Raw genomic sequence first — 16,169 nt, forward strand, 5'->3', positions numbered from 1 at the left:
CGAGGCGCTGCGGTGTATCTACTGCACCGCATTATCGTTCTTCGTTTTGTAGGAGCCAGGCTTGCCGGCGAACGAGACACTTCGGTGCGTCTGCTGCACCGCGTTACCGTTCTTCGCCGGCAAGCCTGGCTCCTACAAAACCCTCATCAGCCGTGAGAGCGCAAGCACCACTAAAAATACTGGACAGCCGCCAACCAAAACCCCGGGATCGACTAATCTGCTGGAGATAACAATAACGACAGGTGATTGCAGTGAGGCAGACCACCGAAGCATTCCGCGCCCGTTACCGTTGTGACATTCATCCCCGCTATAACCCCTGGCTGCATGGCACCTTCGTGCTGATGTTCGGCCTGGTGGCGATCGGCATTTTCTGGAGCACCGTGCATAAGGTTCAGCCTCTCGAATGGCTGGCGGTACCGGTGTCCCTGCTGTTCTTCAGTTTCATCGTGTACATGGTGCACCGACACCTCGGCCATCACAAAAAAAGCTTCGCGCGGATGTTCTATGCCCGCCATGCCGGCGACCATCACAGCTTTTTCGCCCCCGGCAAAATGACGTATGACAGCGCTCGCGACTGGCGGGTGATCCTGTTCCCCGCCTGGCTGATCGTGGTGCACACGCTGCTGATCGCCCTGCCCCTGTGGTGGCTGCTCAAGCCCTTGGACGCCAACGCCGCCGGGCTGGTCGGCGGCTGCCTGGTCCTGGGGTACCTGACCTATGAAGTGTTCCATGCCTGCGAGCATTTGCCGGCGCACAACCGGATTACGCGCCTGCCATGGATCCGCCAGATGCGTCGCCTGCATGAACTGCATCACCGCCGCGAAATGATGCAGCAACGTAATTTCAACATCGTCTTTCCGTTGATGGACTACCTGTTCGGCACCCTTTACTGGGAGCCGGAACCGGAACCGGCCATCGAGTACCTGAAGAGAACGCCCATGACCCGCATGCAGCATCAGATCGACATCGCCGGTAATCCCGTTGCCGTGCTCGCCTATGCCAGCACCGTGACCAGTTGGCCGCAGTGGCATCCATCGTCCCTTCGGATCATTGGTCCGAAAGGGCCTTTGCATGCTGGCGCGCGGTTCGAGGAGGACATCCGCGCCGGTGGGCGTGACGGGCACTTGAGTTGGGTGGTCGATGAGTACCTGCCTGGACGCCGCTGGATTGCCCGGGCCCATGGCGATAACGGCCTGTCCTTGGTGCTGACTTACGAATGCGCGGTCGAGGGTAATGGCACGCGGTTCGTGCGCACGCTGGAATACCGGTTTAGCGGCGTGGCGATGCGAATCGCCAACCAATTGCTGCTCAAGCGACGCATCGATCGCGAATCGGCAGCGTCGATGCTGGCGCTTCGCGACACCGCGCAACAACACCTTGCACCGTCAGGAGTCCGTGCGTGAGCCGATCGTTCAGGTTTCACCATGGGCTATTGCTGCTGATCGTTGCCCTCGGCGCCTTCCTGCTATTGATGCCGACCAAGGTCGACCCTGTGGCCTGGACACCGCAACCGGCGCCGTCCCTCAGCAGCGGCCTGTACGCGGACAACCAGCGCCTCAAGGGCGTGGCCCGCGTCGGCGCACAGAACATCGACGGCCCTGAAGCGCTGCTCCTGGAAAACAATGCGCTGATCACCGGGTTGCACGATGGCCGGGTCATTCGCACCAGCCTGGACGGCCAGGAGACCAAGATGTTGACCGATACCGGCGGCCGCCCCCTGGGGTTGGCCCGCCACCCCAATGGCTTGCTGGTGATCGCCGACGCCGTCAAGGGGTTGTTGTCACTGGACGCCCAGGGTCGCCTGGTGGCCTTGACGACCAGCGCCAACGGCGTGCCGCTGGGTTTCACCGACGACGTGGCCATCGATAAGTCCGGGCACTACGCCTACTTCAGCGACGCCTCCAGCCGTTTCGGCTACGGCGAGGACGGTGAGGCAATCATCGAACATGGCGGCGACGGACGCTTGCTGCGGTATGACTTTCAGACCGGCAAGACCACGATGCTGCTGGACAAGCTGGAGTTTGCCAATGGCGTGACCCTGGGTCCGGACGATACCTTCGTGCTGGTCAACGAAACCGGTGCGTATCGCATCACTCGCTACTGGTTGAGCGGGCCGAATGCCGGCACCCATGACCTGTTCATCGATAACCTGCCGGGGTTGCCAGACAACCTGTCTTTCAACGGCCGCGACCGTTTCTGGGTGGCGTTGTATGCGCCGCGCAACGCCTTGCTCGACAAAACCGCGCCTCACCCTTTCGTGCGCAAGATGATTGCACGAGCAATGATCGTTCTGCCCAAACCGGTGGAAAAACGCGCCTTCGCGCTGGGACTGGACCTTGAGGGCAAGGTGATCGCCAACCTGCAGGACGGCAGCAGCGACAGCTACGCGCCGATCACCACCGTGCGTGAGTATGGGGACTGGTTGTATTTTGGCTCGTTGAAAGCGAAAAACATGGTGCGGTTGCCGCTGAGTACCGCTTTGCAGAAGTAACGCCGATCAAACTGTGGGAGCGGGCTTGCTCCCACAGGGGATCAGTGATTTGCGGGTTACCGGCCCTGAACATTCGAGGTGCCGGTCAGGATCGTCGTTCCAATTGCCCAGCCACCGACTGTCGGTGGCTCATCACGGAGCATCAGGACGACGACTGGAGCTGTTTGACGATCTTGTCCTTGACCTCCAGGCGCTTGGCCTTGAGCTTTGTCACTGCGTCATCACTGGATTTGGCTTGCTCTGCCTTCACCACTTCGGCATCCGCTAGCGAGTATTTGTTGATCAGTGAATCCAGTAACGGATCCTTGGTGCGTTTCTGCTGGATTTCTTCCTTTGTGCAACTCAAATCCTGAAAAAGGTCGTGGGGCACCGGCATGGAACACCTCCGTTTGTTAATCGGTAGCAAACGCGACTGATTGCGTTCGCCAACTATCAGAATGGCCTTGGTTGGCCGGTTCTGTCGACCATCTGTCAGACCAGCGGTGCCCATTCGTCGTCCTGTCGCAAATGCGATAAAACCTTTACCCCCACCGCGGCCTCCACAAGTTAACGATCAACTCGATCGCCCATGACAACCGTGTGGAGAAGAACCAATGGACAGATTCAACCTGCGCCATCTCGCCCTGGCCATCGCCTTGAGCACCAGCATGGGCACGGCCTTCGCTGCAACCGACAATGATTTCGTCGACAAGGCGGCCGCCGGCGGCATCGCCGAGATCGAAACCAGCCGGTTGGCCCTGGAAAAAAGCCAGTCAGCCGATGTAAAAGCGTTCGCCAACATGATCATCACCGATCATTCCAAGGCCAACGATGAACTGGCGGCCATCGCGAAAAAGAATGACATCGAAGTGCCGGACAACACGACGCTGGTGAAGCAGGCCAAGGAAAAGATCCTCGACATGCGTGACGAATCCTTCGATTCGGCCTACGCCAACAACCAGGTCAAGGCTCACGAAGACGCCATCGAACTGTTCAAGAAACAAGCCAATACCGTGACCGACGACAGGACCAAAGGCGCAACGGAACTCAAGGGCTTTGCGCAAAAAATGTTGCCGGGGCTGGAAAAACACCTGGATATGGCGAAAAAACTTCAGGCCGCCCATCCGGACAAGTGATCCTCATCAGAATGAAAAGACCGCATCCATCGATGCGGTCTTTTTATTTGGCCACACCAGGCCGCCCTCGGTTGTCGATGCAAAAAAAAAGACCGCAGCCTCCGCCAGCTCCTACAGTCCATAGGCGGCGAATGAAAATTGCTGTCGAACGCGAACAACTATTTCATCCGCGAAATGTCACTGCTTTTGCGCCGGTCATTTTTTCCGGGAATCGGCCGCATACCCTTCAAGGAGACAAGTCCCATGGCGGCACTGCAAACCAGCACGCTCGATGCGATGAAGAACCACCAGGCACAACTGCTCGCCGAATGGAAAAACGGCCTGGAGACCAGTGGCGCCACGCGTAATCTCAAAGAGCAGGATTTGCAACAGCAGACGTCGGAATTCCTGCAGCTGGTCATCTCGGGCCTGCAAAACGGCAATGACCAGAATATCGCCGCCGCCGGCTGGGATGAAATCCGCCAGTTCCTCGACAAGCTTTCCCACAGCCGCGCGCTACTCGGCCAGGATTCGCACCAGACCGCCAGTTTCATCTTTTCGCTCAAGGGTCCGCTGTTTGCCCTCCTGCAGAATCATTACCAGGACAGCCCGGCCCTGTTGGCAGAGCAACTCTGGGAAATCTCCGAATTGCTCGACGCCCTGGGCATGCACACCATCCGCACCTTCCAGAAGTCCCGCGAAGCCGTGATCAAGCGCCAGCAGGAAGAACTGCTGGAGCTGTCGACCCCGGTGGTAAAGCTCTGGGACGGCGTCCTGGCCCTGCCGATGATCGGCACGCTGGACTCGCAACGCACCCAGGTGGTGATGGAATCGCTGCTGCAGCGCATCGTCGATACTGGCTCCGAGATCGCCATCATCGACATCACCGGCGTCCCGACCGTCGATACCCTGGTGGCCCAGCACCTGCTCAAGACCGTCACCGCGATTCGCCTGATGGGCGCCGACTGCATCATCAGCGGCGTGCGCCCGCAGATCGCCCAGACCATCGTGCACCTGGGGCTGGACCTGCAAGGCGTGGTTACCAAGGCCAACCTGGCCGATGCCCTGAAACTGGCCCTGACCCGGCTGGGACTCACCGTCAACAAGGCGGACTGAGCCCATGGAGCGCATTCCGATTCTGCAAATGGGCGACTTCCTGCTGGTGACCATCCAGGTGGACATGCATGACCAGCTGGCGCTGACGCTGCAGGACGACCTGTCCGAGCGCATCAGCAGGACGTCCGCCCGCGGCGTGCTGATCGATATCTCCGCCCTGGACATGGTCGACTCCTTCATTGGCCGGATGATCGGCACCATCTCCGGGCTGTCGAGCATCATGGATGCCCGGACCGTGCTGGTCGGCATGCAGCCGGCGGTGGCTATCACCCTGGTGGAGCTCGGCCTGACTCTGCCCGGTGTCAGTACCGCGCTGAATGTGGAGCGCGGGATGAAACTGCTTCAGGACCGAGTACGCAACCCATGACTGTGCGCAGCAGCGGCACTCATCCGATTCACATCGAGCAGGACGTCGTCCTGGCCCGGCAACTGGCGCGTAAACTCGCCCAGGACTGCGGCATGCGCCTGATCGACCTGACCAAGCTGGTGACCGCGGTCAGTGAGCTGGCGCGCAATACCATGGTGTACGGCGGTGGCGGCGACATGGACTGGCAAATCCTTGATGAAAGCCCGCGCACCGGCCTGCGCCTGGTGTTCCGTGACGAGGGGCCGGGTATCCCCGACGTCAAGCTGGCGATGACCGATGGCTGGACCTCCGGTGCCGGCCTGGGCCTGGGCCTGACCGGCGCCAAGCGCCTGGTAAATGAATTCGAACTCGACACTGCGCCGGGAAAGGGTACTCGCGTAACGATTACCCGATGGACATGAACATCGCTGGTTCGATGACCCAAGTGCTGGTCATCGAGGACAACAGCCAGGTCGGCCACGCTCGACGCACCGCGCAGCAACTCGCGCAGCAACACGGTTTCGACACCACGGACGCGGGACGGGTAGCGCTGGTCGCCACCGAACTTGCCAGCAACATTCTCAAGCACGCCAGCCGTGGTGAATTGCACCTGAGGGTCCTGCCTCGTGCCAGCGGCGCCGGTATCGAGATGCTCGCCATCGACCGCGCACAGGGTTTTGACCTGCACGCCTGCCTGGCCGACGGTTTTTCCACCGGCGGCACCCAAGGCATTGGCCTGGGCACTGTGTCCCGGCAGACCGAGGTGTTCGATGTCTATGCAGATTCACGGGGCGCCGTGCTGCTCACAAGGTTGTACCCGCGAACGGACAAGGGCGCGGACCGACGCATTGGCGTCAGCCAGCATTCGTTGCACCAGGATCCCGCGTGCGGCGATACCTGGCACCTGGCGCTGGACGGGCCGCGCATCAGCGTCCTGGTGATCGATGGCCTGGGCCATGGTGAAGAAGCCGAACGCGCCGCCCGCGCCGGCGAGAAAGCCTACGCGCTGCTGCCCTTCGACTCACCGCTGCAGGTGCTGGAAGACATTCATCAAGCCATGATCGGCACCCGTGGCGGTGCAGTGGCCATCGCCCAGTTCGACGCCGGCAGCGACGCCTTGAAATTCCTCGGCATCGGCAATATCGGTGCCTGCCTGGTCGCACCGGACAAGTCCCGTGGCCTGGCCTCCCACCCCGGCATCGTCGGCGGGCAGTTTAGAAAGGCGCAGCCCTTTGACTATGCTCAGGTGAGCGGGCAATTGCTCATCATGTACAGCGATGGCCTGCAGTCGCGCTGGAACCTGTCGGATTACCCCGGCCTGGTGCACCGCCATCCCGCCGTGATTGCCGCCATCCTGCACCGCGATTTCTGTCGTGGACGAGACGATGTCACCGTGCTGGTCATTGCCCTGGAGGCAGCCCATGGCTGAAATGCCCATGAGTCAAATCGACGAACAAGCCGCTATGATCGCGCGTTTGCAGGGTGAAGCCATCGCCCTGCGCGCCGAGCTCGATGAAACCAACCAGGGCGTCCTGGCGCTGTACGCCGAACTCGATACCCAGGCCGAACAGCTACGCCAGGCCTCGGACCTGAAAAGTCGCTTCCTGTCCTACATGAGCCATGAGTTTCGCACGCCATTGGGCTCGATCCTGAGCATCGCCAGCCTGTTGAGCGATGAACTCGACGGGCCACTGAGCAGCGAGCAGCACAAGCAGGTGGCCTTCGTCAGCAATGCCGCGCGGGAGCTGAGCGACATGGTCGACGACCTGCTGGACCTGGCGAAGATCGAGGCCGGGCGCATCACCATTTCCCCGGCCTGGTTCGACATGCTCGACCTGTTCGCCGCCCTGCGCGGCATGTTTCGCCCGATTGTCGACACCAGCGCCGTGGACCTGATCTTCGAGGAACCGGTGGGCCTGCCCCGGCTGTACACCGACGACAAGAAGCTCGCGCAGATCCTGCGCAACTTCATTTCCAATTCATTGAAGTTCACCACCCGCGGTGAAGTCCGGGTCTCGGCGCAACTGGAAAACCGCGACTACGTGCGTTTCGCCGTCAGCGACAGCGGAATAGGTATCGCTCAGGAGCTGCATGGCGCATTGTTCGAAGACTTCTCCCAGGTCGACTCCCCGCTGCAAAAACGCCTGCGTGGAACCGGGCTCGGGTTGTCGCTGTGCAAACGCTTCGCGGTGCTGCTGGGCGGCGAAGTCGGGGTACAGAGCACACCGGGCGTGGGCTCGACCTTTTTCGTGATCATCCCGCTGGCCATCGCCATGGAGCCTGCCGATGAAACGTGACCTGCGCTTGCTGATCGTCGATGACAACGTGGCCACGCGCTACGCCTTGCGTCGGCGCCTGGAACGCCACGGTTATGAGGTGCTGGAATCCGGCACTGGCAGCGAAGGCCTGGAGTTGATCGCCAGTGTGGCGATCGACGCCTTGATCCTCGACGTCAACCTGCCGGACATGAGTGGCTTCGACATCGTGCGCAAACTGCGATCGGAGCCTGCTACCGCCCTGCTCCCGGTGATTCACGTGTCCGCGGCGTCGATCCAGACCGGCGACATCATCACCGGCCTGGACGCCGGCGCCGACGCTTACCTGATCCACCCGGTGGACCCGGATGTGCTGCTGGCGACCCTGCGCACTTTGCTGCGGGTGCGCGAAACCGAGAATGCCCTGCGTGAAAGCGAGGCGCGTTTTCGCGAGATTTTCGTCAATGTGTCGGCCCCCATCGCCGTGCTGGATGCAGAGCTCAAAGTCCACGAATGCAACCATGCGTTCGCCCAACTGATCCAGGACAACCTCGACCCGGATACCCTGCGCCAGTGCTTCGCCGACGACCAGTGCGCCGTGATCGAGGAACTGCGCCTGCGCCTGGCGTATGGCGAGCGCTGGAAAGGCACTTTGAGCATGCGGGTGCAGGGGGAAGTTCGCGAAACCGAGTGGCAGATTTCCCCCTACCGCACACCGGCATTGAGCCTGGTGTTCGTCGAGGATGTCACCGAGCACCGTCACCGCGAACGCTCGCACCTGGCGCGCCTGGACGATGCCACGACCCGGCTGGCCAATGAAGTCGCCGAGCGCGCGCGCACCGAAGCCCAGCTGTTGCAGGTGCAGAAAATGGACGCGCTGGGCAAGCTGACCGGAGGCATTGCCCACGATTTCAACAACCTGCTCACCGGCATCATCACCAGCCTGGAGCTGATCCAGAAGCGAGTTGCCGAGTCCCGCACCGACAAGGTGGCCTTCTATGCCGAAGCGGCATTGAACTCGGCCATGCGTGCCGCCGCCCTGACCCATCGCCTGCTCGCCTTCGCCCGCCAGCAGCCTCTCGACACCCGGCCGGTGGACATCAACGAGCACATCCGTTCCCTCGAGGAGCTGCTGGTGCGCACCATTGGCGAACGCATCGCCCTCAAGCTTGAACTGACGAGCAAACCGGCCATTGCCCTGGTCGATCCGATTCAACTGGAAAGCGCCGTGCTCAACCTGGTGATCAATGCCCGCGATGCCCTGCCCCAGGGTGGCAATATCTGGGTCAACACCTATGCCGCGTACTCCCACGGTGACCCCAACCTGGCCGATGGCGCCTATGTCGCCCTGTCGGTGCGCGACGACGGCACAGGTATCGAACACAACGTCATCGACAAGGTGTTCGACCCGTTCTTCACCACCAAGCCCCTGGGCCAGGGCACCGGGCTGGGGTTGTCGACCATCTACGGGTTTGCCCGCCAGTCAGGTGGCGACGCGCACATCCGCAGCGTGGCGCGACGCGGTACCGAAGTGACCATCATGTTGCCGGCCAGTGCCGATCCCACGGCCGGCGCAGTCGCATCGTCGACGACTCACGTCCAGGGTGGCGGTGAACATGTGCTGATCGTCGAGGACATGCCGTCGGTGCGCATGTTCGTGGCCGAAGTGCTGGTGGATGCCGGCTACCGTTGCACCGAGGCGGGGGATATCGAAAGCGCCCTGGAACGCCTGCAGAACGACGACTCCATCGACCTGTTGCTGACCGACGTCGGCCTGCCACGCATGAGCGGCCGCGAACTGGCCGATATCGCGCGGGGCTGGCGCGAACACCTGCCGATCCTGTTCATGACCGGCTACGCCGAAACCGCGATCAACCGCCAGGTGTTTCTCGGCGACGGCATGGAAATGCTGATCAAGCCCTTTCAGATCAATGAACTGCTGGACAAGGTACGACGCACACTCGACAGCGCCTGATAGATTCGTCGGAACGCCTCGCTCCCACAGGGGAATTGTGAACGCCACAAATCCATTGTAGGAGCGGGCTTGCCCGCGAAGGGGCCCGCAAAAACAGCGCCGGCTCAGGCCTCACCGAGAACCCTGGCAAGAAACGGCGCCGTCCGGCTCTTTCTGCTCTTGGCCACTTTCTGCGGCTCACCCGCCACCACAACCTTGCCCCCCTGATCCCCCGCCCCCGGTCCGATATCGATCACCCAGTCACTCTGCGCCACCACGCGCATTTCATGTTCGACGACGATCACCGTGTGCCCCGCCGTCACCAGGTTGTTCAACTGCTCCAGCAAGCGATCGACGTCACACGGGTGCAGGCCCGTGGTGGGTTCGTCGAGCACGTAGAGCGTCGCCCCGCGCGGGTTGCGCTGCAGTTCGGTGGCCAGCTTGATGCGCTGTGCTTCACCACCGGACAGCTCGGTCGCCGGTTGGCCGAGGCGCAGGTAACCCAGGCCGATATCGCGCAACACCTCCAGGGAGCGGCGCACCGCCGCTTGTTCGGCGAACACCTCCACGGCCTGGTCTACGGTCAGTTGCAGCACCTGGGCGATGGTCCGGCCCTGCCAGGTGATCGCCAGCGTCTCAGGGTTATAACGCGCACCATGACAGGTCGGGCATGGTGCGTAGACGCTGGGCATGAACAACAATTCGACGCTGACAAAACCTTCCCCCTCACAAGTCGGGCAGCGGCCCTTGGCGACATTGAAGGAAAACTGCCCGGCGTCGTAGCCCGCCGCCTGCGCTTCGGGCGTTGCAGCGTAGAGCTTGCGCACATTGTCGAACAGCCCGGTGTAGGTCGCGAGGTTGGAGCGCGGTGTGCGGCCAATGGGCTTCTGATCGACCTGCACCAGCCGCTTGATCGACGCCAGCCCCGCCGTGACCTGACCGCCACTGACAGTCGGTGCGTCATCTTCCAGGCTCAGCTCCTGCGGTTCACTGTCGGCGCCCGGACGCCCCAGATGCGCGCCGACAAGTTCCAGCAACGCCTGGCTGACCAGGCTGGATTTACCCGAACCCGACACACCGGTCACCGCGGTGAAGCAGCCCAAGGGAAACTCGACACTGAGGTTGTCCAGGTTGTTGCGCGTGACGCCTTCCAGGCGTAGCCAGTCTTCAGCCTTGCGCGGGCGGCGGGGTTGGCGCAGGTGCTCGGCGAACAGGTAGGCGCGGGTCTGCGAATCCTTCACCTGTGCCAGTCCCGCCGGGGCACCGCTATACAGTACCCGTCCGCCATGCTCGCCCGCCGCCGGGCCGACATCGATCAACCAGTCGGCGCGGCGCATGGTTTCCAGGTCATGCTCGACCACGAACAAGGTATTGCCTGCCGCTTTCAAGCGTTGCAGGGCTTCGAACAGTGCTTCACCATCAGCCGGGTGCAAGCCGGCCGAGGGTTCGTCCAGCACGTAGATCACGCCGAACAACTGCGAACCCAGTTGCGTCGCCAGGCGCAGGCGTTGCAACTCGCCGGACGACAGCGTCGGCGTGCTGCGCTCCAGGGCCAGGTAACCGAGGCCCAGGTCGGTCAAGGTGCTGACCCGCTCCAGCAAGTCCTGGGCGATGCGTTGCGCGGCGAGGCGTTTTTCCACCGAGAGATTCGGCGTGTGGCGCACATCGGGGGCGTTGGCGTGGCCACTGGCGCCGTGGGCCACCCGATCTTCGCGGGCCTGGCGGGTCTGCAGGTGGGTCAATACCTCACCCGCCTCGTCGCCTTCGTCGAGATAGTGCTGCGCCGCCACCGGCTTGAGGACTTCGGCGACTTGCAGCAATGGCATCTGCGACAGTTCGCCGATGTCGTAGCCGGCGAAGGTCACCGACAAAGCCTCGTGCTTGAGGCGCTTGCCATCACACAACGGGCAAGGGCTGCCGAGCATGAAACGCGAGACGCGCTTCTTCATCAGCGCACTTTGCGAATGGGTGAAGGTGTGCAGGATGTAGCGCCGTGCGCCTGTGAATGTGCCCTGATAACTCGGTTCCATCTTGCGCTTGAGGGCAACCCGGGTTTCCTGCGGGGTGAGCCCGGCGTAGACCGGTACCGTCGGGGTTTCTTCGGTGAAGAGAATCCAGTCCCGCTGCTTTCTCGGCAGGTCCCGCCAGGGCACATCGACGTCATAGCCCAGGGTCACCAGGATGTCCCGCAGATTCTGCCCTTGCCAGGCCATGGGCCAGGAGGCGACGGCGCGCTGGCGAATGGTCAGGCTCGGGTCCGGCACCATCAGCGCTTCGGTGACCTCGTACACCCGGCCCAGGCCATGGCATTGCGGGCAAGCACCCTGGGGTGTGTTGGGGGAAAAGTCTTCGGCGTAAAGCATCGGCTGCCCGGCCGGGTAACTTCCGGCGCGCGAATACAGCATGCGGATCAGGCTCGACAGGGTCGTCACGCTGCCCACCGAGGAACGCGTGCTCGGCGTGCCCCGCTGTTGCTGCAAGGCCACCGCTGGCGGCAAGCCCTCGATGGAATCGACATCCGGCACGCCCACCTGATCGATCAGGCGCCGCGCATAAGGCGCCACCGATTCGAAATAGCGACGCTGTGCTTCGGCGTACAGGGTCGAAAACGCCAGGGACGACTTTCCTGAACCGGACACCCCGGTGAACACCACCAGGGCATCGCGGGGAATGTCGACATCGACGTTCTTGAGGTTGTGCTCCCGGGCGCCGCGCACCCTGACCATGCCTGAGGGAGGGTTGGCGGTGCGAGTGGATGTCATGGGTCAGCCTTGATTAAAGATCTGAAAAGAATGATTAGCGTGGGAGCGTTCAGCCATTTAGAACCGTGCGAATCATCCGGGTCAGCGCTTGCGGCCCATAGGGTTTGCTCAGCAAATGGGTATCCGGGCTCAGCTGGTGGTTGCGCGAGATAATGTCACGGGTGTGGCCCGAGGTGAACAACACCGCCACCGGGGGATTCTGCACCTTGGCCCAGGCCGCCAGGTCCGAGCTTTTTATCAGGCCGGGCATGACCACGTCGGTGAAGATCAAGTCCACCACCGCCCCCTCCAGCAACATCTGCATGGCAAGGTCGGCATTGGCGGCGGTGAGTACCTGATAGCCCTCTTCGCGCAGCAACTCCACGGTTGAAACCCGCACCGCCTCATTGTCCTCGACCACCAGGATCCGCTCGTTCGCGCCCCGTTGCTGCACCTCGGCACGGGGTGTTTCACTGTCCATCGAGCGCAAGCTGCGCGGAAAATACATCTGCACCCGGGTGCCCTGTCCAACCACGCTGGACATCTCGATATGGCCGCCACTCTGCTTGACGAAACCGAACACCATGCTCAAGCCCAGTCCCGTGCCATGGCCGTCGGGCTTGGTGGTGAAAAACGGCTCGAACGCCTGCCCCAGTACCTGCGGCGTCATGCCCAGGCCGCTGTCCGACACCGTGACCCGCACGTAGTCACCGGCAACGATGCCCTTGCCCTGGCAGAATTCGCGGTCGAGGGTGATGTTATCGGCGCACAGCTCGATGGTGCCCTCGCCTTCCATGGCGTCACGGGCATTGATCATCAGGTTGAGGATGGCGTTTTCCAGCTGATTGCGGTCGACAAAGATCGACCAGGGGTCAACGGGGGTGGTCATGTGAACCTGGAGGGTTTCCCCCAGCGCACGTTGCAACAGTTCGCCCAGGCCGTCGAAAATCTGCTGTGGCGTGCAAATCGCCGGGGACAACGGTTGGCGACGGGCGAACGCGAGCAACTGCGAGGACAGTTTTGCACCGCGCTCAACCGCGGCAATGGACGCCGCGACCCGGCGCTGCACGTTGGCATTGTCCGGTTCATGCCTGGCAAGCAAGTGCAGGTTACCGGCAATCACCTGCAGCAGATTATTGAAATCGTGAGCCACGCCCCCGGTCAGGCCGCCGATGGCCTCAAGCTTCTGTGACTGGCGCAGTTGCTCTTCTGCCGCCAGCCGCGCTTCGACTTCGTCGGCCACGCGCTGCTCCAGGTTGCGGGTGAACCTGAGCAAGGACTCTTCAGCGTTCTTGCGTTCGTGGATGTCGATCAACACCCCCGGGAAACGAAAGGCCTGGCCCTGCTCATCGAACTCGCAGCAGCCGCTGGCGAGCACCCACAGGTAACTGCCGTCGGGACGCAGCACCCGGTATTCGGCGTTATACGGCGCACCGGTCTCAATCGATTGCCTGACCTGCTCCTCGACCCAGCTGCGATCATCGGGATGGATATGGGCTTGGGCCAGATCCTGGGGCAAATTGTCCAGGCTTTGCCCGGGGGGAAAGGAAAACGTGCGGGCAAAACGTTCATCGCCGCTGAGCGTATTGGCCTTGATGTCCCAGACGAAGGAGCCGAGCAGCGCCCCGGCATTGAGGGCCAGGCGTACCCGCTCGTTGTCGGCGCGGTAGGCACTTTCCGCAGCCTGGCGCAGACGTTCGGAAATCACGAACTCGGTGGTTTCGACCACCATCGCCATGACGCCGGCAGGATGCCCGTCATCATCGGCGACCGGGCTGTAGTAAAGGTCCAGCCAGACGTCCTCGGGCACTCCGTCGCGCAGCAACACCAGCTCTTTGTTGCGGTAGGACAAGGTCCCGCCCGCCAGGCAGGTGTCGACCACATGCCGGTTGAATTCGGCGACTTCCGGCCAGCCCAACTCCACCGCGCAACCCAACAGGTAAGGATGGCGCCCGCCAGCGAATATCGAATAGGCGTCGTTATAGATCATGTAACCGGCCCGGCCCCAGAGCATCACCATCGGCAAGGGTGAGGCGAGCATCAGCTGAACCGCACTGCGCAGGCTCCTGGACCAGTTTTCCAGGCGCCCAAGCTCGGTCGGGCTCCAGTCGAACGCACGAATGCGCCCGGCCATTTCGCCGTTCCAGCCGGCACACCCGTGGTTATCTTCTAGAAACTGCATCTGCGCCCCGGTAACTGCACCCGTTTGTTTCGAGTATCGCGGATGGCAATGGTTTCATAGAGGTATAGCTGATTCTGGTGGCTCATCTCAACGACCGGAATCGGTGGCTGGCAAAATCCCTGTGGAACAGGGCTTGAACGGGTCTACAGAGGGGATCGCGGCCTTTGTTCATGTACGCGGCTTTCAGCCGGGAATACGCTGACTGTGATTCTCGGCCCATCGCAGGCACTTCCCAGAAGGTTGAAGGATCAGCGTGAGCTGGTTGAACAGGTGGATATCGGCGTACAAACCGAAGAAGCGATTGAGCATCTCGCCGAACAGGCTGATGTCACCCTCTCCGGAAAAACCATTGGCATCCAATGTGACTTCGATATCAACGCCACGCAGCAGAAAGCCTTTTTCAAAACGCTGCTTCAGGTGGTGCTTGACCTCGACGATGGCCGCCAGACGCCGTCGGTTCAGTTCGTCGCCCGTCCAGTCATACAACGCCAGCGTGCCACGCAATACTTCGGCATTGTCGAGCATCGGCAGGAAGTTCGAGCCCAGGTGGCTGAGCACTCGCCAGTGGAATCGGTCGCGGTTCGGCGGGTAACACGGCAACGTGGGCGCGCACAGATTGCGCACCTGCAAACCGATCTTTGAGGATTGCCCCGGTGTGTCGAGCAACGTGCTTTGCAATGCTTTGCGCGGGAGCTGTCCGTTTGTGCCGGTCAAGCGCAGCGACAGGTTCTGGTTGAGGCCCAGCTGATCCTTGTCAAAACCGTCACCGCCGAGGATCAGCCACGTGTCATGCAGGCCATTGGCACCCCGTTTCAAGCGGGTATGGAAATACCGCTCGGGCATGTCATCACGCAACATGCCACCCTTGTGGCGAAAGCTGCTGAACGGTACGTAGTCCTGGTGCTCGCCATTCCACGACGCAGTGACCTGATCCACTGAATAAATTTCGGTATGACCGTCCTGCAAACGCATGGGACGAAGCAGGTAGTCGGTTTGTAGCGGCTGCAGCGCCAGCGGATCGGACTCCAGTGTAAAAGCATTGATCACCGGCACCGCATGCAAGCGAATGTGCCCGGTGCTCAGGTTGAATGCTTGCGGCCACGGTTGGCGTAGGACCACGTCCAGTTCGAACCAGAGATCGCCTGGCTTGATACGCAAATGCTCAAGCCCACACAGGGTGACGAACATGAACTTCTCACGGAAGGTGAAATACTCCAGCAACAGCTGATAGCCGCTGAAGGCGCTGTCGCCCTTGGGCCACAATCGATCGTCTTCGGCAAACCCCTTTGGCGAAAAATAACCCTCCAGCACAGAGCGGCCCGCCTGCTCAGGCAGGCGAACATACAAGGCCTGAGCGTTGAGGGTCAGTGCCTGGTGCAGCGCACTGGCCAGCGGTGCGTCGGCATTGAGGTACAGCGGCAGGCGACTCAGGTCAATCTCGCTCCAGGGGCTCATCGCCCCGCGGGCGAAGCGCAGGCGTAGCACTGAACGCCCGTCCGGCTCATGGGCCAGACGCACAGACTCCAGGGCGAGTGGCCGCAAAATCAGGTCCTGGGTGGTGGTGTATCGACAACGGGTGCGCTGCGCACCGATGGGCTGCGACAGCACTTCGAAGCCAGTGCCGATCAACTCGCTGCGCTTCATCTGCGCAAGCTCCGGTGCCAGCTCGACGATGCAGAGCGAGGGAATGGTGCGCAGGTAATGCGGCCACAACAGACTGACCAGGCCTTCAGTCAGCTCCGGCAGGTCATCGTCGAGCTTTTCGCGCAATCGCCCCATCAGGAAGGCAAAGCCCTCGAACAGGCGTTCCACATACGGATCACGTGCACCCTGCTTGTCCAGATTCAGTTGCGCCGCCCGGTCTGGAAAGGCCTCGGCAAACTCCTGGGCGGCTTCACGCAGGTAACGCATCTCGGCGTCGAAGTAACGCAGTGTCAGATTTTCATTGTTCAAAGAAAGACTCCTGATGAATGAGGTTCAACCGCAGAAC

The 16,169-nt window shown here is 61.7% G+C and carries 13 protein-coding genes; 9 read left to right on the plus strand and 4 right to left on the minus strand.

Annotation, left to right across the window (positions count from 1 at the left end):
• Nucleotides 1-251: 251 nt before the first annotated feature.
• The gene (locus tag OH720_RS18925; RefSeq protein WP_272602428.1) at nt 252-1,403 is read left to right on the plus strand and encodes a sterol desaturase/SRPBCC family protein; all 1,152 of its coding nucleotides are present in this window, start codon (nt 252-254) and stop codon (nt 1,401-1,403) included.
• Nucleotides 1,400-2,491, plus strand: coding sequence for an SMP-30/gluconolactonase/LRE family protein (locus tag OH720_RS18930; RefSeq protein ID WP_272602429.1), 1,092 nt, complete (start codon nt 1,400-1,402; stop codon nt 2,489-2,491). The genes OH720_RS18925 and OH720_RS18930 overlap by 4 nt, the downstream gene beginning before the upstream one ends.
• A 142-nt stretch (nt 2,492-2,633) precedes the next feature.
• Here the strand turns inward: OH720_RS18930 and OH720_RS18935 are convergent, their stop codons facing one another.
• Nucleotides 2,634-2,867, minus strand: coding sequence for a DUF465 domain-containing protein (locus tag OH720_RS18935; RefSeq protein WP_180203441.1), 234 nt, complete (start codon nt 2,865-2,867; stop codon nt 2,634-2,636).
• A 217-nt stretch (nt 2,868-3,084) separates the two neighbouring features.
• Here OH720_RS18935 and OH720_RS18940 point away from each other — a divergent pair, with 217 nt between their 5' ends.
• The 7 genes from OH720_RS18940 (at nt 3,085) to OH720_RS18970 (ending at nt 9,277) form a co-directional block, all read left to right on the plus strand.
• On the plus strand, nt 3,085-3,606 hold the full coding sequence (locus OH720_RS18940; RefSeq protein ID WP_272602430.1) for a DUF4142 domain-containing protein: 522 nt from the start codon (nt 3,085-3,087) through the stop codon (nt 3,604-3,606).
• Between the two features lie 243 nt (nt 3,607-3,849).
• Complete coding sequence (locus OH720_RS18945) at nt 3,850-4,701, plus strand: STAS domain-containing protein (protein ID WP_272602431.1); 852 nt, start codon at nt 3,850-3,852, stop codon at nt 4,699-4,701.
• A gap of 4 nt (nt 4,702-4,705) precedes the next feature.
• Entirely contained in the window at nt 4,706-5,068 is a 363-nt protein-coding gene (locus tag OH720_RS18950; protein ID WP_180203438.1) for an STAS domain-containing protein, read from the plus strand.
• The gene (locus OH720_RS18955) at nt 5,065-5,469 is read left to right on the plus strand and encodes an anti-sigma regulatory factor (protein ID WP_180203437.1); all 405 of its coding nucleotides are present in this window, start codon (nt 5,065-5,067) and stop codon (nt 5,467-5,469) included. The genes OH720_RS18950 and OH720_RS18955 overlap by 4 nt, the downstream gene beginning before the upstream one ends.
• Nucleotides 5,466-6,476 carry an ATP-binding protein gene (locus OH720_RS18960; RefSeq protein WP_272606487.1) on the plus strand — a complete coding sequence of 337 codons (1,011 nt, stop codon included), beginning with the start codon at nt 5,466-5,468 and terminating at the stop codon, nt 6,474-6,476. Before OH720_RS18955 ends, OH720_RS18960 begins: the two co-directional genes overlap by 4 nt.
• On the plus strand, nt 6,469-7,344 hold the full coding sequence (locus OH720_RS18965; RefSeq protein WP_272602432.1) for a sensor histidine kinase: 876 nt from the start codon (nt 6,469-6,471) through the stop codon (nt 7,342-7,344). Before OH720_RS18960 ends, OH720_RS18965 begins: the two co-directional genes overlap by 8 nt.
• Nucleotides 7,334-9,277 carry a response regulator gene (locus OH720_RS18970; RefSeq protein ID WP_272602433.1) on the plus strand — a complete coding sequence of 648 codons (1,944 nt, stop codon included), beginning with the start codon at nt 7,334-7,336 and terminating at the stop codon, nt 9,275-9,277. Before OH720_RS18965 ends, OH720_RS18970 begins: the two co-directional genes overlap by 11 nt.
• 104 nt (nt 9,278-9,381) lie before the next feature.
• Here the strand turns inward: OH720_RS18970 and OH720_RS18975 are convergent, their stop codons facing one another.
• The 3 genes from OH720_RS18975 to tssF all read right to left on the minus strand — a co-directional run bounded on the left by OH720_RS18975 (nt 9,382) and on the right by tssF (nt 16,132).
• Nucleotides 9,382-12,018 carry an excinuclease ABC subunit UvrA gene (locus OH720_RS18975; protein WP_272602434.1) on the minus strand — a complete coding sequence of 879 codons (2,637 nt, stop codon included), beginning with the start codon at nt 12,016-12,018 and terminating at the stop codon, nt 9,382-9,384.
• A 49-nt stretch (nt 12,019-12,067) separates the two neighbouring features.
• Nucleotides 12,068-14,179 carry an ATP-binding protein gene (locus OH720_RS18980; protein WP_272602435.1) on the minus strand — a complete coding sequence of 704 codons (2,112 nt, stop codon included), beginning with the start codon at nt 14,177-14,179 and terminating at the stop codon, nt 12,068-12,070.
• 183 nt (nt 14,180-14,362) lie between these two features.
• Nucleotides 14,363-16,132 carry a type VI secretion system baseplate subunit TssF gene (gene tssF / locus OH720_RS18985; protein WP_272602436.1) on the minus strand — a complete coding sequence of 590 codons (1,770 nt, stop codon included), beginning with the start codon at nt 16,130-16,132 and terminating at the stop codon, nt 14,363-14,365.
• Nucleotides 16,133-16,169: the final 37 nt, after the last annotated feature.

It is taken from the genome of Pseudomonas sp. WJP1 (assembly GCF_028471945.1).
Lineage (GTDB): Bacteria > Pseudomonadota > Gammaproteobacteria > Pseudomonadales > Pseudomonadaceae > Aquipseudomonas.